This window comes from Wenyingzhuangia gilva (assembly GCF_030519655.1).
Classification (GTDB): domain Bacteria; phylum Bacteroidota; class Bacteroidia; order Flavobacteriales; family Flavobacteriaceae; genus Wenyingzhuangia; species Wenyingzhuangia gilva.
Window position 1 is genome coordinate 395384 of the sequence record NZ_JAUMIT010000001.1, and the last position, 20582, is coordinate 415965.

A 20582-nucleotide genomic window follows, 5' to 3' on the forward strand; every position below is an offset into this window, starting at 1 on the left:
TGTTTTTTTATCTCTCAAATCTTCTTTATTTGGTTTTCATCATCAATTATTCATTCAAAAAGTTATTTTTGTTAGAACTCAAATAATACAACCTATGGATATCAAAATAGCATTTACAGACATTGATGGAACTTTATTAAATTCAGAACGTGAAGTTTCTGAAATGTTAAAAGAGCAAGTAGCTCGAATTACTGAGCAAAATATCCCTTTTATTTTAATCTCCTCTCGTATGCCAAGTGCGATGACTCATATTCAAAAAGACCTAAATATTGAGGGCTTACCTCTTATTTGTTACAATGGTGGTTTGGTTTTAGTAGATGGAGAAGTTGTAGATGACATTTCTATTGCTCCAACCATTTTAGAAGATATTCTTGAAATAAACAAAGATGGTAAGTTTCATATTAGCTTGTATAACCACAACGACTGGTATGTTCCAGAAATGGATTTTTGGGCAAAAAGAGAAGAAAACAATACCAAAGTAACTCCTATTGTAAAACCCACAAAAGACGTAATTGATTTATGGATTAGTGAACAAAAAGGAGCACATAAAGTTATGTGTATGGGAGATAAAAAACACATGGATTATTTGTATGCTGAATTAGGAAAACTTCACGGTGACAAATTACACTTATACAGATCTAAAGATACTTATATAGAAATTGCCAATAAAGATATTTCAAAACTTACTGGTATTAATGAATTATTGTCTTGTAAATACCCTCACTTAACTCTTGAAAACTGTATTGCTTTTGGAGACAATTATAATGACATTGAAATGTTAGAAGCGGTAAAATTAGGTGTGGCAGTTGGAAACGCAAAAGAAGAAGTTTTGTTAATTTCTGATGCCGTATCAGACACCAACAAAAGAGACGGTGTAGCCAAAGCTATTAAAAACTTTATTTAGGATTTTGTTATTTAAGAATACCCACTGGTAGTAAAAAATAACTTTTTTGGTCTGTTTTTAATCAAAACTGCAAAAAAAGATCTAATACCCAATATTAGGAATCTTAAAATCACTAATTTGCCGTCCGTAAAAAAACTTAATTTAATAATTAATCTAATATGATTTTATCAATAGCTTCATTTTTGGGCTTTACCCTCTTAGTAGCGCTAATCGCATGGCTTGCAACTAGAAAAAATGTAAATTCTTCCGACGGATATTTTTTGGGAGGTAGAAGTTTAACAGGACCTGTAATTGCAGGGTCTTTATTATTAACCAACTTATCTACAGAACAAATTGTAGGATTAAACGGAGCTGCCTTTGAAGAAGGAGTTGTAGTAATGGCTTGGGAAACCTTAGCTGCTATTGCTATGGTTCTTACAGCAATGTTTTTATTACCTAGATATTTAAAAGGTGGAATCACAACAGTTCCTCAATTTTTAGAAAACAGGTATGATAAAATGACCAAAACTTGGGTTTCAGGATTGTTCTTAAGTGGTTATGTAGTGGTGTTATTACCCATTGTACTATATTCTGGAGCTTTGGCTGTAAATACTATGTTTGATGTACCTACTGCTTTAGGATTAGTGATTCCTGCTGATGTAGCAAGTACTTTAAACCCTACTGAATTATTAGATTTACAAAGAGAATATGACTTTATCGCTTTATGGCCTACGGTAATTTCTATTGCTTTTATTGGAGTCATTTATGCTGTTTTTGGTGGATTAAAAGCTGTCGCAGTATCAGACTCTATCAACGCTATTGGATTATTAGTGGGTGGATTGGCAATTCCTTTATTTGGATTGATCGCAATTGGTGATGGTTCTGCAATGGCAGGAATAGATAACTTATTCACTGAATTCCCAGGAAAATTTAACGCTATAGGTAGCTCAACAGCATCAGTGCCTTTTGCAACAATCTTTACAGGTTTAATGTTGGTGCAAATGTTCTATTGGGGAACAAACCAAGCAATTATTCAAAGAGCATTAGGTGCTAAAAACTTAGCAGAAGGACAAAAAGGATTGTTGATTGCATCTTTCTTAAAAATATTAGGACCTTTAATGTTGGTTTTACCTGGAATTATTGCTTTTTACATGTCTCAACACCCTGAATCTTTCACGTTTTTTGAAGGAGGAAACAGTATCTATAAAGATCAAGCCTATCCATTATTAGTAAAACAAGTATTACCTGCCGGAATGGTTGGTTTCTTTGCTGCTGTTTTATTTGGAGCCATCTTAAGTTCTTTTAACGGAGCTTTAAACTCATCAGTAACAATTTTTGGACTAGATATTTACAAAGCTCATATCAACACAGAAGCTTCAGAAGCTAAAGTGGTTAAAATGGGACAAACTTTTGGAGTGTTTTTAGCTATTGGAGGGGTTTGTATTGCTCCTTTCTTAATTTACGCAAAAGGAGGTTTATTCAACTATTTACAAGAAATTAACGGATGTTATTCTATTCCAATCTTTACTATTATTGTGGTAGGATATGTTACCAAACGTGTTCCTGCAATTGCTGCTAAAGTAGGATTAATTTCCGGAGTTGTTCTTTATACAATTAGTCAATTCGTATTAAAACCAATGGTTGTTGAATCGGGTGGTACTTATCCTCACTTTTTACACGTAATGGCTATTCTTTTTGTATTGAACATTATTATTATGTTGATTATTGGTAAACTTAAACCAAGAGGTACTGACTTTGTACAAGAATACACTGAACAAGTAGACATCACTCCTTGGAAATATCTAAAACCAGTAAGTATCATGGTAGTGATTATTGTTGTGTTGACATATATTTACTTTAGTCCATTAGCTGACTTCTTAAAATAAGTATTTGTAAATCATAATCAAATAGATATATTTGTAACCCCACTACTCTCTTGTAGTGGGGTTATTTATTTTATCATTATGAAAAATTTTCTTTATCTAACAGTATGTGCTGTCTTGTTCGTTAGTTGTTCAAAAAGCAAAAACGGAAATTTTAATATTCAAGGAAAAATAGTAGGCTTAAAAAAAGGAACTATCTATCTAGAAAAAATTGATATTGACACTACTCAAGTGCTAGATTCTGTTTACGTTGATAATGGATTAGAAAATTTTTCTTTTTCTGAAAATATTGAAGAAGGTGATCTTTTCTCTATTTCTCTTGATAAATCTATGACAAAGAAAATATTGTTTTTTGGGGAACCAGGACAAATGAATATTGAAACAGATTTGAATAAATTTATTTCAAATGCAAAAATCACAGGATCTCCACAACAAGATTTGTTAAAAGAACACGATAGTTACACCAAACAAATTCAATATCAAAATTTAGACCTTATCAAAGAAAGATTCATTGCACAAAAAAGTGGTGAATTAGATAAACTTGAAGCGTTAGATAATAAATACAATAATAATTTAAAGCGTATTTATTTGTTCTCTGCAAACTATGCCATTAATCACAGTAGTGATATTATTGCTGCCTATATTGCGGTGACTAGAATGGACAATGCAACGCCTAAATTAAAAAAACAAATTTACGATGCTTTAACTCCAGAAGTAAAAGAAAGTAAATACGGATTGTTACTTAAAAAAGAATTAGACGCTACTCTTTAATTTTAATACTCCAAGAAAACTCAAATCTAGCAACTTCATCACCCATTTCATCAACACCAATGCTCTCTAAAGTAAAGGCAACTCCTTCTTTGGTTTCCATGGCAGTATAAATGTGTTTTTGAATGTCAGCTCCATCAATACAAGTAAAACGAATAAGCCCAACCGCTTTTTTTAAAAACTGGGCATTCATTCTTACCACCAAAGTAGAAAATCGGAGTTTACTTTCTTGAGTTTGTTTTAACACCAATACTCCTGTAGACAATTCTGCGGCCATGGCCAATACTGCAAAGTAAATAGACTTAAAAGGATTTTGATTGATCCACTTGAATCTAACTTTAGCCACAGCACTATCATTGTTCAAATCTACCAAGCGTACTCCACAAAGATATGCTGCTGGTAGTTTGTATAAAATAAATCTATTAAATTGTTTTACAGTAAGTTTCATAGTATATTTATCTCTAAGGAAAAGATACACAAATAAAATTCAAAAAAATAAAGTTATGATAGATACACGCACAGAAAAAACGTTAGCCATAATTATACATTTATCAATATTCTTAAGTGGATTTTTACCTATTGTAATTCCGTTGCTGATATGGTTATTAAAAAAAGATGAAAGTCAATTTATAAACGAACATGGAAAATCGGCATTAAATTTTCAACTAACCATGCTAATTATTGGTGCAGGAGGATTCCTTTTTGCTTTATTTACTTTTGGTATAGGAGCTTTTATTATGGTTCCTTTAGCCATTATACTTGGTGTATTATCAATTATTTTTGTGGTAATTGCTGCTATTAATGCAAGTGGTGGTCAATTATATAAATATCCTATTAGCTTAGAGTTAATTAAATAATTACTAGGCAGTAACTTCTTTAAACAAAGTTTCTAAGGTTTTATTTTTAGTATTCATCTGCAATATTTTTAATCCTTGTTCTTGTGCAAAATCAAAAATAGCAGCACGTTGATCTTCTTGAGTGTTAAAGGTCAGTTCCCATTCATTATCATGGTAATTTACCCAAGAAACTAGATTCGAAATTTGTTTGATGAATTGTTCTTCAATTTTAAAATCAAATTCTACTTGAATGATTTGTTGCTGCCCTGCTTTTAAGGTTGATAATTTTTCATCTACTTTTAGATTTCCTTTGTTAATGATGATTACCCTATCACAAACGGCTTCTACTTCTTGCATGATATGTGTAGAAAACAATACGGTTTTTTCTTTCCCAATTTCTTTAATCAACGCTCTTATTTCAAGAATTTGATTCGGGTCTAAACCAGTAGTAGGTTCATCTAAAATCAACACTTCTGGGTTGTGAATTAAAGCGGCTGCCAATCCAACTCTTTGTTGATATCCTTTAGATAATTGATGTATTTTTTTAGATGCTTCTGAATTCAATCCTGTTTGAAGAACTACTTTGTCTATTTCACTTTTATCAACCTTATGAATATCTGCAATAAATCTTAAATATTCTTTCACAAACATTTCTTTATAAAGCGGGTTGTGTTCTGGCAAATACCCTATATGTTTGTTGGTTTGTTTTTGGTTAGGAATTACAGGAATATCATTAATATAAAGTACACCTTCTGTAGGAGTTAAAAATCCTGTTAACATTTTCATTAAGGTAGATTTTCCTGCTCCATTGGGTCCTAAAAACCCAACAATTTCTCCTTTGTTAATCTCAAAATCTAAATTATTTACAGCAATCTGTTCGCCGTACTTTTTAGAAACATGAACTACCTTAATAGACATCCTTTTTAATTTTAATGCTAAATTAAACATTCTTTCACTACTTTTAAAGAAAGAAAAAAATTGATTATCACTATGAAAAAATTATTGTTATTATTCGTTACAGCCATATTACTTATCAGTTGTGAAATACAAGAAGAAATATATTTACACAATGATGGAAGTGGAAACATAAACTTTGTAATTGACTACGGAAATCAACTTTCTACCATGAAAGGTTTTGTGAATAATAATTCCAAAAACAAAATTAATATAGGTAAGAAAACAGATACTATTATTTATTTTAAAGATATTATAAATCAAAAGAAAGATAGTATTGATTTGTTAAGTCCCGAAGATCAAAAAATCATTCATCAGCTAAAGAGTTATAGTATGCGAATGAACATCGATCCAGAAAAAGAAATTGGAATGATGGCTATATCTAATCAATTTAAGGACATCAGTAAAATGGGTCAATTTGAGGAGTTAATGCAAAAAGCTTCGTCTATTGACAAAAAAAATAAAGCAACTAAGAACCCCATTAAATACAATACAGGTTTTGACTTTAAAAGAAAAAAATTTAAGAGATTTGTAATTGAGAAAAAACTATCTGAAGAAGATGAAAATAAATACCAAGCTTACGTAAAAAGCAGCAAACTATTTTTTAGCGGTATCAATTACAAGCTGGTATATCATTTTGATAGAAAAATAAAAAAAGTTACTAATAAAGATGCCATTATTAGTGATGATTATAAAACTTTAGAAATAAGCTATCCTATGGATACCTTAACGCTAAATCCATATTTATTAGAATTTGAAGTCACATTTAAATAAAAAAGTAATCTACCAAAACATTGGTAAAAAAGGATACAAAGAAACTTGGGATTATCAAGACCAATTGTTTCAAGAAATTATCCAATCTAAAATGGACAATCGCAGAAATGATACTGAAGTTCCTACTAAAAATTATTTCTTGTTTGTAGAACATCCACACGTGTACACTTTAGGAAAAAGTGGAGATATTTCTAATTTATTACTAAACGAAAAACAACTAGAAGCCAAAGGAGCAACTTTTTACAAAAGCAATAGAGGTGGCGATATTACGTATCACGGTCCTGGACAAATTGTGGGTTATCCTATTATAGATTTAGACAATTTTTTTACGGACATCCACAAATACCTTCGTTTTTTAGAAGAAGCGGTTATTTTAACTTTGGCTGAATACGGAATAAAATCTGAAAGAAGCACAGGTGAAACCGGTGTTTGGCTAGATGTTGGAACTCCTTTTGCAAGAAAAATTTGTGCTATGGGCGTTCGCAGTAGTCGTTGGGTAACCATGCACGGTTTTGCTTTAAACGTAAATGTTGATTTAGGTTATTTTGACAATATTATCCCGTGTGGAATTAAAGGAAAAGCCGTGACTTCTATGCAATCGGAATTGGGTAAAAAAATAGAGATTAAAGATGTTCAAGAAAAATTGCTAAAACATCTTGGAGATCTTTTTGAATGGGAATTGGTCAATACTTAAAACAAGCTCAACTGATCATCTGGCAATAATTTAAAAGTTTTTCTGTGATGTTCGCAACTTCCAATTTTTAAAATAGCCCTTCTGTGTTCTTTGGTTGGATATCCTTTATTTTTCTTCCAATTATAAGCGGGGAAATCTTCATGAATTTTTTCCATGTAAAAATCTCTATAAGTTTTTGCCAAGACTGATGCTGCTGCAATAGACAAATACTTTCCATCTCCTTTTACTATGGTCTCGCTAGGAATATCTTGATAAGGCCTAAACTTATTTCCATCTACAATAATAAACTTTGGTTTTATACTCAATTCATCAATAGAACGATGCATAGCGGTAATAGAAGCCTGTAAAATATTTATTTCATCAATCTCTTGTTGATATACAAAAGAAACGCCAAAAGCAATCGCTTCTTTTTCTATAATTGGCAACAACATTTTACGTTGTTTTTCCGTTAATTTTTTAGAATCATTTAATAATGGATGATTAAAGTTTTCTGGCAAAATAACTGCTGCTGCTACCACAGGCCCCGATAAACAACCTCTACCAGCTTCATCCGTTCCTGCTTCTAAAATATGTCCTGAAAAATTTATCGCTAATCCCATATTGATACTTGTACTGCCCAATATTAATCAAACTAATTCGTTTAAAAAAATTACCTTTGTCTTGCAATTATTGAATATGAAAAAATACATCTTCCTTTGGATACTTTTTATCACGGCGTTCCCTATATTTTCTCAGGAAAATGAAATCGTAGAAACCAACATAGAAATACAAAAAGAAAAAAAGTCTGAAGACATTCCTTTGGATAGTATTAAGAACATGTACGGTGCAAGATATGTTGATTATAAAATGATTACTTATGACCAAGACACTGTACAAATAGACACCACTTTAACTATTCAAAAATATTTTGCTCATAATTACACACATCAAGATGATTTTGAATGGTTGGCCTTTGCAAACATGGGACAAACCTTTAATAAATTAGGGTATGACTTTGTTAACAATCAAATCACACCAAAACTTGGAATTACAGCAAAACAATATAATTTTTATAAAGTTGAAGATATCAACTACTATCACGTTCCCACACCAACAACTATTTTAAATTATAGATCTGGATTCACAGGACAGTATTTAAACTCTTTATTTACCACTAATTTTGGTAGATATAATAATGTTGCAATTAACTACAAAGGTCTAAGATCTCAAGGAGACTATCAAAGGGTTAGGGTTAGTCATGTTAATTTTAGTTTTGCCTACAGCTATTTTAATCCTGCCAAAAGATATCAATTTAGAACCCACATTATTTCTCAGAAATTAAGCAATTTTGAAAATGGAGGTTTAACAGAGAGTTCTGTCATTAATTTCAAAAATGACAATCCTGACTTTTCTGCCAGAAGTCGAATCAATGTAAATTTAGCAAGCTCAGAAAGTTTTCTAAAATCAACCAGATATTATTATGAGCACGAACTCAGAATTCTAAACTCTAAAGATAGTTTAGATCAACATTTAACAAACTTAAAATTAGGACATCATATTAGTTACGAAAAATCAAAATATACTTTTGACTCTAGTGATACTCAATATTTTGATAACAATCCTAATATTTATGGAACAAGATTAGATACCATTAATAGTGGAACTAGTGATAAAACCGACTTTACTGAAACTGAAAATCAGGTATATTTAAAGTTCAATTCTCCTTGGATTTTAGGAAACTTTAAAGTTTTTAGTAGTCTTTATAACTTTAATCAATCCTATGATAATTCTTTAATTGTAGGTAGTAACATTATTCCAAAAAGCAAAACCACTAGTTATACATCGGCAGGAGCCAACTGGAATGGAAAACTAAAAGGAATCTTTTTAAACGCATATGCGGAACAAGTAATTAGCGGAGGTAACTTTGGAAGCAACCTACATGTTAATGCCGGATTTAAACTAAAAAACAATACCCTGGCTAGGGCTGGAATTCAATTAAAAACAGCAGCTCCAAATACAAACACGATGTACTATCAATCTAATTTTAGCAACCTTAATTGGAATCAAAATTTTGAGAACATTGTTTATAGAACTATCTATGGAAACATTAAAACCAAATGGATCAATGCTGATGCTTATATTCATCAAATAAAAAATTATACGTACTACAATAGTAATAGTGTAGCGAGCCAAAACACAGAGACTATTGACTATTTAAAAGTGAAAGTAAATAACGAGTTTAAGTTTGGAAAATTTAGATTGAACAACACCATTATGTATCAAAAATTGGCACGTGGTAGCGATGTTTTTAGAGTCCCTGAATTTGTTACTAGAAATACTTTATATTACCAAGATTACTTTTTTAAAGGAAAACCTTTATTGGCACAAATTGGAATTGGCTTTAAATATTTTACCAAGTATTATGCAAATGCTTTTAATCCTGTGTTAAATGAATTTTATCTTCAGAATAACACCCAAATTGGAGACTATCCTACTTTTGATGTTTTTGTAAATGGAGAAGTAAGACGTACCAGAATCTATTTTAAAGTAGAGAATGTAACCGCTGCTTTAACAGGAAGAAATTACTTTGTAACCCCTAACAGCCCAGCTAGAGACCTCTCAATTAGATTAGGATTAATTTGGAATTTCTGGAATTAATTTTTTACCAACTGACTGATATTTAACTTAATTCCTGCATCTAATAAAATTGGTGTAAAATTACCATTAACAGCTCTTACTTGACCTGCATTCATAATAAAGCTCCAACGCTTGTTTATTTGTTTTTCTACTCCTAAAGTATATTGATAAATCAATCCGCTTCCTAAATTAATACTACCTCCACCACCAGCACCGACTAACCCCTTAGCCGTTGCACTCCATGAAGCACCTAAAGGATAATAGTATTGCAATCCTAACCAACCTTCGGCATAAGCACCATAATTCCCTTGGTAAGCCCATACCGTAGCCCCAACAATGCTTATGTGATTGTTTATTTTCTTTTCTAATTCAAATCCTATAGAATTAAAAACATCATCATAGACTCTACCACTTTTATCCTTTTTATTTCCAGAAAAATAAGCCCTGTTATAAGTACTAAAACTAAATTCTTCTTTCTTTAAATTATCTGACTCAACCAATTCAATGGAATGAATTTCAGGATTTTTATATAGCTTAAATCTTTTCCCTAAAGAAACATCTAAATGATTAGATTCAAAATTTCCATTAGGAGCATAGGTGTTTCCATAACTTATATTAAATAAATAATCCGAGAAACGAAATCCAACACCCGCTTCAATTTGAGTAGCAAAACCACCACCAAATTGCACATTCCCACCTCCTGCACCTCCAACAAGTCCTTTGGCATCAATAGACAACCAATTGGTTATAGGCAATTCATATCCAACTCCAGACAAAAGCATCATAAAACCATCTACTTCTCCAATAAAAGCTCCTCCTAGTTTTAAAATCCCATAAAAATTATTGTAATGGCCACTTTTAATCATTGCTCCTATTAGTGATATATTTGGAGCATTTTTATCAACAGTAAAATCTGTTTTTAAAGGTCCCTTTTTATAATTAAATAAGTTCATAGAAAGTGCACTTATTTCTATGGTATTAAAAAAGGTAGCCGTATTTCCTTTTTCAATTGTATTAATATTATTAGCTAAATAAGTATTGGTATTAATAGTGGCTCCTACATTAAAATTAAAACTATTAATAGCTCCACTAGGAAAATCAACCAATGAGACTCCAGCTCTAAGAGAAATGTTTTTACTTACAAAAGCTTCTAAGTCAAAATGAGGCCTAACCATTAAACCACCTCCGTCTGGTGCTCCACTTCCTCCTCCACCTCCTAGAAAAAGCCCCGCATCATAATAAAGCCAATCCTTAATAATAGGTTTCTGAATTCCCCCTGTAATTCCAAACACAAATAAACCAGATCTTATTCCTGTTAAAGCTGAGTAAGCATTCACACCAAAATACCATTTTGGTGCCTTAGGTATTAATCCAAACACTTCATAGCCATGACCTAAAAAACCTAAATCTTGTTCTCCCTGCATTCTCACAATTTCACCAGAAAGGCGAATTCTAGAAGAAAGTCTTTCAACTTGGTATTTATTTTGTGAAAAAGATACAAATGAGCAAACGAGTAATAAAATTGTAAATATTCTTTTCATAACTATTCTTTATTGTGGGAATCCATAGTAATGGTTACAGGTCCATCATTTACCAAAGCAACTTTCATATCTGCTCCAAACTCACCACTTTGAACTTTTTTAGAAAGTAGTTCTTGTAAACGTTTTTTAAAATTTTCGTAGAGTGGAATGGCAATTTCTGGTCTTGCAGCTTTTATATAACTAGGCCTATTTCCCTTTTTGGTCAAGGCATGTAAGGTAAACTGACTTACAACAATTACCTCTCCATCAATATCTTGTAATGATAAATTCATCAAACCTTTATCATCTCCAAATATTCTTAATTTAATAATTTTCTGACACAACCATTCAATATCTTCTTGGGAATCTTCGGGTACAATTCCTACCAACACCAATAATCCTTTCGCTATTTCAGCCACTTTTTGTTGCTCAATCGTAACTGATGCTTCACTAACTCGCTGAATAACTACTCTCATTATTTAAAAACGTCTTGTCTATAATGTTCCTCATCTTCGCTTAATAATTGAAGATAACTTTCATACCTAGTTTCTGCTATTTTTCCTTCTTCCAAAGCATCTTTCACTGCACATTTAGGTTCATTCAAATGAAGGCAATTGTTAAACTTACAATCTGATTTTAAAGCAAACAATTCAGGAAAATAATCTGTAACCTGATATTTATCAAAATCTACCACTCCAAAGCCTCTAATTCCAGGCGTATCAATAATATAACCTCCAAAAGACAAGGGATACATTTCTGCAAAAGTAGTAGTATGTTGACCCTGCTGATGTTGTTCAGAAATGGCTTTGGTTTTTAAATCTAACGTAGGCTCTAAAGCATTCACCAAAGTAGATTTTCCTACTCCAGAATGTCCAGCAAATAAACTCACTTTATCTTTCATCAAGGCTTTAACAAGGTCGATGTTTATTTTTTCAGTAGCAGAAACATCAATACATTCATAACCAATACTGGTATAAATATATTTAAAAGCTTCTCTGAATTCATCCATTTCCTCATCATGTGTATCTACTTTGTTAAACAACAAAATAGTTTTGATGCTATACGCTTCAGCAGTGGCTAAAAATCGATCAATAAAAGTAGTGGTGGTTTCTGGATTGTGTAGCGTTACAATTAAAAAAGCGATATCAATATTAGAAGCAATGATATGTGTTTGTTTAGATAAGTTTACGGATTTACGAACGATGAAATTTTTACGTTCGTGAATTTCTTTAACAACTCCCGTTTCCTTTTTAGGTTCCAATTCAAAAGTCACCTCGTCCCCTACTGCAATAGGATTGGTGCTTTTAATTCCCTTCATTCTAAACTTACCTGGAATTCTACATTGATGCACTTCTCCGTCTTCAGTTCTTACTGAATACCAACTTCCTGTAGATTTTGTAACAATTCCATTCATGCGGTAAAAATAGTAGTTCCTATTTACTTATTGTATTGGAAAGATAAAAATTTATTTCTTATATGTGGATAAAACAAAAAAACGGGAACAAGTTAAACTTGTTCCCGTTTTTAATATAACAAAGTGATTATAATTACTTAGAAGTAACTATTTCTTCTTGTTTGTTGATAGACTCTTGGTGAATTGCTTTAAAAACAGACTCGATAAATTCTTGGCTTAAACCAGATTTTTCTCCAACAGCAACCATGTTTTGTAAAATTTCTCCCCAACGAGCATCTTGTAAAACAGAAATGTTTTTAGATTTTTTAACCTCACCTATTTGAACGGCCACTTTCATACGCTCAGCTAAAGTATCAATTAAGTGATTATCAATCACATCAATCTCAGCTCTTAACTGTTGTAACTGATCTAAAGTTTCTCCTTCAGCTTTAGGCTTACGAACTTTTAAATCATTCATAATTTCTACCAAACGAGCAGGAGTAATTTGCTGTGCAGCATCAGACCAAGCTTCATCTGGAGTAATATGAGTTTCAATCATCAATCCTTCGAAGTTTAAATCTAAAGCGATTTGAGAAATTTCTTGGATTCCAGTTCTGTTTCCACAAATGTGAGATGGATCGTTGATAATTGGTAAATCTGGGAATTGACGTTTCAATTCAATTGGCAATTGCCATTGAGGAACGTTTCTGTAACGAGTTTTTTTGTAAGAAGAGAATCCTCTGTGAATAACTCCTAAATTTTTAATATTTGCTTTATACAAACGCTCAACACCACCTAACCATAAAGCTAAATCTGGGTTGATTGGGTTTTTAATTAAAACAATTTTATCTGTACCTTCTAAAGCATCTGCTACTTCTTGAACCGCAAATGGGTTTACAGTAGTACGAGCACCTAACCATAAGATATCAACATCAGCTTCTAAAGCTAATTTTACGTGAGCTACATTAGCAACCTCAACAGCAGTTAACAATCCTGTTTGTTCTTTTACTTTCTTTAACCAAGGTAATGCTACAGCACCAACTCCTTCAAAACCACCTGGTCTAGTTCTTGGTTTCCAAACACCTGCTCTAAATACAGTTACATCTGTGTCTTTTAATTCGTGAGCAATTTTTAATACTTGCTCTTCTGTTTCTGCACTACAAGGTCCAGCAATTACTAGAGGATGATCTAATTTCATGTCATCCAACCACGTTCTTAATTCTTTTTTGTTTTCCATCTTAGTAATTATATACTTTTATTTTTGAATTCCTTTTAATACTTCCTTTATATGATTTGTTTCCAACATTGTTTTTTGCAAACCTTCTTTATTTTCTTCTATGATTAAATTCTTAAATGCAGTTAAATTATCTATATACTCATTTAATGAACTTAAAATATTCTCCTTGTTTTCTATAAAAATCGGAGTCCACATGTTTGGAGAACTTTTTGCCAAACGAACGGTAGATTCAAAACCAGAACCTGCCATGTCAAAAATATTCTTCTCGTTCTTTTCTTTTTCCAATACTGTTTTGCCTAACATAAAAGAACTAATGTGAGATAAGTGAGAAACGTAAGCAATGTGCTTGTCGTGCTCTGCACTATTCATAAAAATAGTTCTCATGTTTAAAGCATTAAAAATATGCAATACTTTATCTACAGCTTTCTTACTACTTAGCCCTTTATCACAGATAATATTTACTTTATCATCAAATAAATTATAAATAGCCGCTTCTGGTCCAGAGTGTTCTGTACCCGCTATTGGATGAACGGCCACAAAATTAGTTCTTTTTTCGTGATTTTCAACTGTTTTACTCAGTTTCTCTTTCGTAGAACCCATATCAAACACAATAGCGTTGTTTTTAATGGTATTTAACACATTTATAGCTAGGTCAGGTAAAAAATTTACAGGTACTGCCAACACAACCACATCACTGTCAGTAATTTGATGAAAGTCTACTATTTTATCAACTATACCAAGTTCTAATGCTTTTTGGGCATTGTTGTTATTGGTATCGATTCCTTGAACAGTATACCCTAGACGTTTCTTTAATTCTAATGCTAAAGATCCTCCTATTAACCCTAACCCTATGATTGTTACTAACATAATTTTAATACTCTATCTATGCTTTATCTATACTTTAACTATGCCTTTACCCTAGCTAAAACTTGTTCTAAATTTTCTTCCGAAACACATAAGGATAATCTTATATATCCCTCTCCGTTAGAGCCAAAAACAGTTCCTGGTGTGATAAATACATCTTTTTCGTACAACATTTTGTCTGTCATTTGTTCTGATGTAATTCCTTCTGGTAGTTTTGCCCATACAAACATTCCTACATGACTTTTATCGTAAACACAATTTAAGCTGTCTAATATTTGATAAACAATTTGTCTACGTCTGTGATAATGTTCATTGATGCTTTTAAACCAGTCTTTTGACAAGTGTAAAGCTTCAATGGCTCCTTTTTGAATTCCATAGAACATTCCAGAATCCATATTACTTTTTACTTTTAATATTTGGTCTAAATATTCTTGAGCTCCAACAAACATTCCAACTCTCCAACCTGCCATGTTAAAAGTCTTACTCAAAGAATTTAACTCTAAAGCAACTTCCTTAGCTCCTTCAAAGTTTAAAATACTTTCAGGATTTTCGTTTAACACAAAACTATATGGATTGTCGTTTACCAATAATATTTGATGCTTTTTAGCAAAAGCAATTAACTTTTGATATATCTTATTTTTGGGCGTTGCTCCTGTTGGCATGTGTGGATAATTGATCCACATGATTTTTACTTTCGTTAAATCTAGCTTTTCTAAAGCTTCCAAGTTTGGCAACCAATGATTGTTTTCTACTAAATCATAAAAAACAGGTTCTGCACCTACCAACTTTGTTACTGAGGTATATGTTGGATATCCCGGATTTGGCACTAACACCTGGTCTCCTGGATTTAAAAAAGCCATCGACACATGCATAATTCCTTCTTTTGACCCCATTAAAGGCAATACTTCTGTATCAGGATTTAACGTTACTTTGAAATTTGCTTGATAGAAAGAAGCCATGGCTTGTCTTAAGGCTGGTAATCCTTGGTAAGATTGATATCCATGTGCTGTTGTTTCATTTGCAGCCGTATTTAATGCTTGTAAAACTTTTTCATCAGGTACTAAGTCTGGACTTCCAATTCCTAAACTGATGATTGGTTTTCCCGCTGCTCTTAGCGCTGCTACTTCTCTTAATTTTTTTGAGAAATAGTATTCTTTTACTTCGTCTAATCTGTTTGCTGCCGAAACAATCATTACTTGTTATTTTTATATTCTCCTAATATTTTTAAACTCGACACCTTACTTCTGATGTCTACCAATGCATTTTTGTATTCTTGGTAATCCTCAAAAACCAAATCTGCAAAAAACGCATATTCCCATGGGGTTTCTATAATGGGTAAAGATTGTATTTTAGATAAATTCACTTTGTGATTTGCTAACAACATCAATACTTCTCCTAAGGAACCACTTTCGTCTTTTAGCACAAATTTTAAAGAAGCTTTGGTCTCTTCAGGGTTGTTTAAAGACTCCTTCTTTTGTAAAATCACAAACCTTGTGTAATTATGTTTGATGGTTTGAATTTGTTCTGCAATCATTTCTAAGCCATATATTTCTGCTGCCTTATCACTAGCAATGGCTCCCACTTTTTTGAGTTGATTCTCTTGAATTCTCTTGGCGACTTCTGCTGTATCTGTGTCCTCAATCAATTTGATATGAGGATAATCTTTAAAAAAACTTCTACATTGTAACAATGCCATGGGATGAGAATACACCTTTTTGATTTCCTCTATTTTTTGACCTGGTAAAGTCATTAAATTTTGATTTATTCCTAAATAATACTCTCCAACAATGGCTAAATTATTTTCGTCAATTAAAGTGTAATTTGGAATGATTGCCCCTGCTATAGAATTTTCAATGGCCATAACTAAATAATCTGCTGTTCCATTTAACAAAAGACTAGGCATTTCTCCAAAAGTCATGCATTCTATCAACTCGATGTCTTCTCCAAAATAGTTTTCAGCTACGATATGATGAAATGACCCTTTTATTCCTTGAATTGCTATTTTCATTTTCTTTTTTTGACAAAAAAAAAGTCTCGATAAATCGAGACTTCCAGTTATGCTGTTTTATATAAAATTAACACACGAAAAGTCTCTTTTCTTCCATAAAGAAGAAAAAATAATAAAATCCGTTAGTGTTAAATAATTTCATGTTCGTGATATAATACGGCAAATGTAAAAATTAAATCAACATTGACAAACATTAATTTTGTTTTTTTTGTTCAGTGTACTTCTCGATATTCATTTAATTTATTTTATTTCATAAATGCACTCGAAGTGACTGGGGGAAATTTTAGTTATGATGCATCTCGACTGCGCTCGATGACCGATGGCGAGGATTTAGTGAAGAGTGAGAAGTGAGTGGTGAGTAGTGAGAAGTTCTCGGTTATAAGTTGTCTGTTTTTGAGAGAAGTTCTTCTATGTTCGATGTTTGATACTCAAGGGGGCGGGGTTGATGTTTAAAGTTCAAAGTTTAAGATTCAACGATGGAGAATTTCATGAGTACATGATTTATTCCTTAGATTTATCGGTTTAAGAACTGTTTCTTATTAGTATAGAGAGTGCATCTCGACTGCGCTCGATGACCGATGGCGAGGATTTAGTGAATAGTGAGAAGTGAGAAGTGAGTGGTGAGTAGTGAGAAGTTCTCGGTTATAAGTTGTCTGTTTTTGAGAGAAGTTCTTCTATGTTCGATGTTTGCTACCCAAGGGGCGGGGTTGATGTTTAAAGTTCAAAGTTTAAGATTCAACGATGAAGAATTTTATGAGTACATGATTTATTCCTTAGATTTATCGGTTTAAGAACTGTTTCTTATTGGTATAGAGAGTTCATCTCGACTGCGCTCGATGACCATATACAAACAGATTTATTTAATAACGAATTGAGAAATTTCAACTATGAATTGATCAAGGGCATACGCTCTCTTAAAAAAGACTAAACGCACGAACATTCAACACATTATAATTCAACCTCATAGTATTCTATTCATTTTGCATCTCGACTGCGCTCCTTTATATTAGTAACGTGTATTTTTTTTAACTTTAGAAAAGAGAAAAGGAAGTTTAAGGTTGGGATGCTGAGACATATTCAGTGAACCTTGTATAAAAAAACTTAATCGTCAGTCTTCTATAAATCAGGATGGCTTAACAACACAGTTAAGGAAAGCCATATTAGCCTTTTAAGCTTTGTTATGCCTGACACTTCTCGATACATTTTTTCGTTCCTCAAAAATTACTCGAAGTGACAATTTACATATCTAAAACTCTACAAGAAAGGAAGTACCCATATGAGCAAAAAAAAAGAGACAACTTTCGTTGTCTCTTTGGAGCCGATAATAGGACTCGAACCTACGACCTGCTGATTACAAATCAGCTGCTCTAGCCAGCTGAGCTATATCGGCGTTGCGGATGCAAATATAGTTGGTTTTTACAATTCACCAAATATTTTTTTAATAAAAAATAGTGTTTTTTTTAGCCCGAAAATAAATCATTAAAAATCAGTTAAATAGGAAGTTTTCATTGTTTGGCACTTTAACAAGCTCTGCAAAAGTATTTTGTTAAATTCCAAAACGCTACCTTGATCTGTTATGTAACGACTACAAAGTTTATGCATTTATTGATGTTTTCTTTATTCATTTTTGCTTGATACTTCGATTAGCTCAATGCAAGTATAAAACAAACCAAAAATCAAGATATGTTTGGTGAAGAATGAGTGGTGAGAAGTTGTCTGTTTTGAGAGAAGTTCTTCGATGACCGTTGGTCGGGGTTCGGGATTTGGGTTCAAAGTTGAAAGTTCTAGAATTGGTAAAGAGTGAAAAGCGAATAGTAAATGTTGAAAAATAAAGAACTGCCTGCTACATAAACTAACCATCATGATTCTTTTTTAATTCTCATACTTTGTCTTGACACAAAGTACGCAAAAGTCAAGACTCTAAAAAGAACATTGCTAAAATTCTAATCTCATAACCGAAAACAAAAGAAATTACTGCGTAACAATGCTAAATATTATTATCTTCCAGCCCGCCATCTGGCTCGTTCACTAAAAGAATCTACTAGATTCTTTTTCAACGCTCCGCCCTGCTACGCACTTCCATGATTGCATGATTTATTTCTTAGATTTATCAATATATTCTATTCTTCTATTCACTGTTATCGATACTAGCTTCTTATGTTCATTTTGTCTTGATACAAAACGAACCAAAAAATCAAGATAAATCTTATGAAATTACTACGTAACAGTCATTCCATCATTCCATGCTCTTTAGCTTTGCTACGCACTTACATGATTGCATGACTTATTTCTTAGATTTATCGTTTTAGAAACTGTTTCTTATTGGGATAAAAAGTGCATCTCGACTTACTGCAACAAGCTCAGCACAGGCCGCTCGATGACTGATCATGAAGATTAGTGAGGAGTGAGAGGTTGTCGGTTATAAGTTGTCGGTCTTTGAGGTTCGCACTTCGACAAGCTCAGTGACCTAAGATTAGTGAGGAGTGAGGAATGAAAAATAAAGAACTGCCTGCTATATAAACTAACCATCACTATTCTTTTTTAATTCTCATACTTTGTCTTGACACAAAGTACGCAAAAGTCAAGACTCTAAAAAGAACATTGCTAAAATTCTAATCTCATAACCGAAAACAAAAGAACTCTCTGCGTTCAAACAGCTTTTGTTTTTACGGCCATTTCAATTGAATTTTTTACGCAATACCCTTTTATGTCAATTAAATTCTACATTAATACTTCCATAAGCTCAGCACAAGTACAAAACGAACCAAAAAATCAAGATAAATCTTATGAAATTACTGCTTAACAATGCTAAATATTATTATCTTCCAGCCCGCCATCTGGCTCGTTCACTAAAAGAATCTACTAGATTCTTTTTCAACGCTCCGCCCTGCTACGCACTTCCATGATTGCATGACTTATTTCTTAGATTTATCGTTTTAGAAACTGTTTCTTATTGGGATAAAAAGTGCATCTCGACTTACTGCAACAAGCTCAGCACAGGCCGCTCGATGACCGATGGTGAGGATTAGTGAAAAGTGAGTGGTGAGTGGTGAGAAGTTCTCGGTTATAAGTTGTCTGTTTTTGAGAGAAGTTCTTCGATGGCCGTTGGTCGCTACTCAAGGGGCGAGGGTTGATGCTTAAAGTTTAAGATTCAACGATGAAAGTTAAAGGTGAGATGCTGAAACAAGTTCAGCATGACGAAACAATTAAAAAGTTGCTACTAAGGTTAAGCCATTGTATTTAGAAGAGACAGATGGGATGCATTGAATAGCAATTTCTTTTTCCTTGTTTGGCAATAAGCCCCTTGCTTTCCAGCTACTTCTTACAATGGACCTCCCAATAACGGTTCCTATGATTCCCCCTGCTACCATATCGGATACCCAATGTCTATGACTTTTAATATCTGCTAAAAATACAGCCGTCATGAACCCATAAGGAATCCAGTAATTGTCAAACTCCATTTGAAATACTTTTGCCATGGCAAAAAAAGCAGTGGCATGTAAAGATGGAAAAGAAGTTCCATGGGGTCCTTCAAAAATATACTCCCCTTCTCTAGAATTAAAAAAATCAAACGGATTATCTGTTGGATTTTCAAAATCCGCTGTCTTATTCTTTAAACTAACATATGGTCTTGATCTTCCAAACACAGTTTTTAGCATTACGTGAGAAATAGCAATAGAATATGCTAAAGCTTTGAAGCTGTTAATGGCTGCATATTGTCCTTTTTCATATCCTGAAAAGAAGGAGCCTGCATATATCCCTGCCATGGTATAAAATATGTAAGCATCATTTCCACTTAACCAAGGAAACTCATTATTGTTAATCGCTATATTGGGTAATTTGTAATCAATTCTGGTTTCAATTTCTTCTTGATAAAACTGTGTGACTGGTTTATCTACCAACACCAATGCTCCCACTACACCAGTATACAAGGCTGTTTTTTTCCAATCCTCTGACACATTCTTTCCCATGTAAACAAAATCAGAGGGAATGGTTTTGAATGAAGTTTTGATGACCTCCCCTGCTAAGTTTAAGGTTCTGGGAAAATAAGATTTTTTTGTCTCTTGGGCAGTGAGCAAAAAAGGAATCACTAAAAAAACTATGTATATCTTTTTCATCTCTATCACTTTATTCTCTATGATACAAAAAGTG

Annotated in this window: 18 protein-coding genes and 1 tRNA gene; 7 read left to right on the top strand and 12 right to left on the bottom strand. The window is 32.6% G+C overall.

All coding sequences use genetic code 11. From position 1 onward, the window contains the following. The first annotated feature begins 94 nt into the window (after nucleotides 1–94). The 3 genes from QVZ41_RS01885 to QVZ41_RS01895 all read left to right on the top strand — a co-directional run bounded on the left by QVZ41_RS01885 (nucleotide 95) and on the right by QVZ41_RS01895 (nucleotide 3537). Nucleotides 95–904, top strand: coding sequence for an HAD family hydrolase (locus QVZ41_RS01885; RefSeq protein WP_302882848.1), 810 nt, complete (start codon nucleotides 95–97; stop codon nucleotides 902–904). A 158-nt stretch (nucleotides 905–1062) separates the two neighbouring features. Next, nucleotides 1063–2769 carry a solute:sodium symporter family transporter gene (locus tag QVZ41_RS01890; protein WP_302882849.1) on the top strand — a complete coding sequence of 569 codons (1707 nt, stop codon included), beginning with the start codon at nucleotides 1063–1065 and terminating at the stop codon, nucleotides 2767–2769. A gap of 78 nt (nucleotides 2770–2847) precedes the next feature. Beyond that, nucleotides 2848–3537 (top strand): DUF4369 domain-containing protein, encoded by a 690-nt coding sequence (locus QVZ41_RS01895; RefSeq protein ID WP_302882850.1) that lies wholly within the window; start codon nucleotides 2848–2850, stop codon nucleotides 3535–3537. On the opposite strand, the gene QVZ41_RS01900 is transcribed toward QVZ41_RS01895, so the two are convergent. Continuing rightward, complete coding sequence (locus QVZ41_RS01900) at nucleotides 3527–3982, bottom strand: DUF4442 domain-containing protein (RefSeq protein ID WP_302882851.1); 456 nt, start codon at nucleotides 3980–3982, stop codon at nucleotides 3527–3529. The two genes, QVZ41_RS01895 and QVZ41_RS01900, sit on opposite strands and share 11 nt — an antisense overlap. Before the next feature lie 55 nt (nucleotides 3983–4037). Here QVZ41_RS01900 and QVZ41_RS01905 point away from each other — a divergent pair, with 55 nt between their 5' ends. Then, nucleotides 4038–4391, top strand: a complete 354-nt coding sequence (locus QVZ41_RS01905; protein ID WP_302882852.1) for a DUF4870 domain-containing protein — start codon at nucleotides 4038–4040, stop codon at nucleotides 4389–4391. Nucleotides 4392–4394: 3 nt separating this feature from the next. Here QVZ41_RS01905 and gldA read toward each other — a convergent pair whose 3' ends face one another. After that, nucleotides 4395–5288: a gliding motility-associated ABC transporter ATP-binding subunit GldA gene (gene gldA, locus QVZ41_RS01910; RefSeq protein ID WP_302882853.1), complete on the bottom strand. Its 894-nt coding sequence runs from the start codon at nucleotides 5286–5288 to the stop codon at nucleotides 4395–4397. 72 nt (nucleotides 5289–5360) lie between these two features. Here gldA and QVZ41_RS01915 point away from each other — a divergent pair, with 72 nt between their 5' ends. Next, entirely contained in the window at nucleotides 5361–6098 is a 738-nt protein-coding gene (locus tag QVZ41_RS01915; protein ID WP_302882855.1) for a hypothetical protein, read from the top strand. Further along, a complete protein-coding gene (gene lipB / locus QVZ41_RS01920; RefSeq protein ID WP_302882856.1) occupies nucleotides 6079–6792 on the top strand; it encodes a lipoyl(octanoyl) transferase LipB in 714 nt (237 codons plus the stop codon). Before QVZ41_RS01915 ends, lipB begins: the two co-directional genes overlap by 20 nt. Here the strand turns inward: lipB and QVZ41_RS01925 are convergent. Beyond that, complete coding sequence (locus tag QVZ41_RS01925) at nucleotides 6789–7391, bottom strand: ribonuclease HII (protein ID WP_302882857.1); 603 nt, start codon at nucleotides 7389–7391, stop codon at nucleotides 6789–6791. The two genes, lipB and QVZ41_RS01925, sit on opposite strands and share 4 nt — an antisense overlap. 76 nt (nucleotides 7392–7467) lie before the next feature. Here QVZ41_RS01925 and QVZ41_RS01930 point away from each other — a divergent pair, with 76 nt between their 5' ends. Beyond that, nucleotides 7468–9429 carry a putative porin gene (locus tag QVZ41_RS01930; RefSeq protein ID WP_302882858.1) on the top strand — a complete coding sequence of 654 codons (1962 nt, stop codon included), beginning with the start codon at nucleotides 7468–7470 and terminating at the stop codon, nucleotides 9427–9429. Here QVZ41_RS01930 and QVZ41_RS01935 read toward each other — a convergent pair. The 9 genes from QVZ41_RS01935 to QVZ41_RS01975 form a co-directional block, all read right to left on the bottom strand. After that, entirely contained in the window at nucleotides 9426–10949 is a 1524-nt protein-coding gene (locus tag QVZ41_RS01935; protein WP_302882859.1) for a hypothetical protein, read from the bottom strand. The genes QVZ41_RS01930 and QVZ41_RS01935 overlap by 4 nt on opposite strands. A gap of 2 nt (nucleotides 10950–10951) precedes the next feature. Continuing rightward, entirely contained in the window at nucleotides 10952–11404 is a 453-nt protein-coding gene (dtd, locus tag QVZ41_RS01940; RefSeq protein WP_302882860.1) for a D-aminoacyl-tRNA deacylase, read from the bottom strand. Further along, entirely contained in the window at nucleotides 11404–12342 is a 939-nt protein-coding gene (rsgA, locus tag QVZ41_RS01945) for a ribosome small subunit-dependent GTPase A (protein WP_302882861.1), read from the bottom strand. The genes dtd and rsgA overlap by 1 nt, the downstream gene beginning before the upstream one ends. Nucleotides 12343–12475: 133 nt before the next feature. Continuing rightward, complete coding sequence (locus QVZ41_RS01950) at nucleotides 12476–13558, bottom strand: bifunctional 3-deoxy-7-phosphoheptulonate synthase/chorismate mutase type II (RefSeq protein ID WP_302882862.1); 1083 nt, start codon at nucleotides 13556–13558, stop codon at nucleotides 12476–12478. Between the two features lie 18 nt (nucleotides 13559–13576). Continuing rightward, nucleotides 13577–14428, bottom strand: a complete 852-nt coding sequence (locus QVZ41_RS01955) for a prephenate dehydrogenase (RefSeq protein ID WP_420896117.1) — start codon at nucleotides 14426–14428, stop codon at nucleotides 13577–13579. A 35-nt stretch (nucleotides 14429–14463) separates the two neighbouring features. Further along, a complete protein-coding gene (locus QVZ41_RS01960) occupies nucleotides 14464–15612 on the bottom strand; it encodes a pyridoxal phosphate-dependent aminotransferase (RefSeq protein WP_302883465.1) in 1149 nt (382 codons plus the stop codon). Nucleotides 15613–15614: 2 nt separating this feature from the next. Next, complete coding sequence (locus QVZ41_RS01965; RefSeq protein WP_302882864.1) at nucleotides 15615–16430, bottom strand: prephenate dehydratase; 816 nt, start codon at nucleotides 16428–16430, stop codon at nucleotides 15615–15617. Between the two features lie 1313 nt (nucleotides 16431–17743). Next, a tRNA-Thr gene (locus tag QVZ41_RS01970) sits at nucleotides 17744–17820 on the bottom strand. Nucleotides 17821–19636: 1816 nt separating this feature from the next. Next, nucleotides 19637–20548: a phosphatase PAP2 family protein gene (locus tag QVZ41_RS01975; RefSeq protein ID WP_302882865.1), complete on the bottom strand. Its 912-nt coding sequence runs from the start codon at nucleotides 20546–20548 to the stop codon at nucleotides 19637–19639. Nucleotides 20549–20582 lie beyond the last annotated feature (34 nt).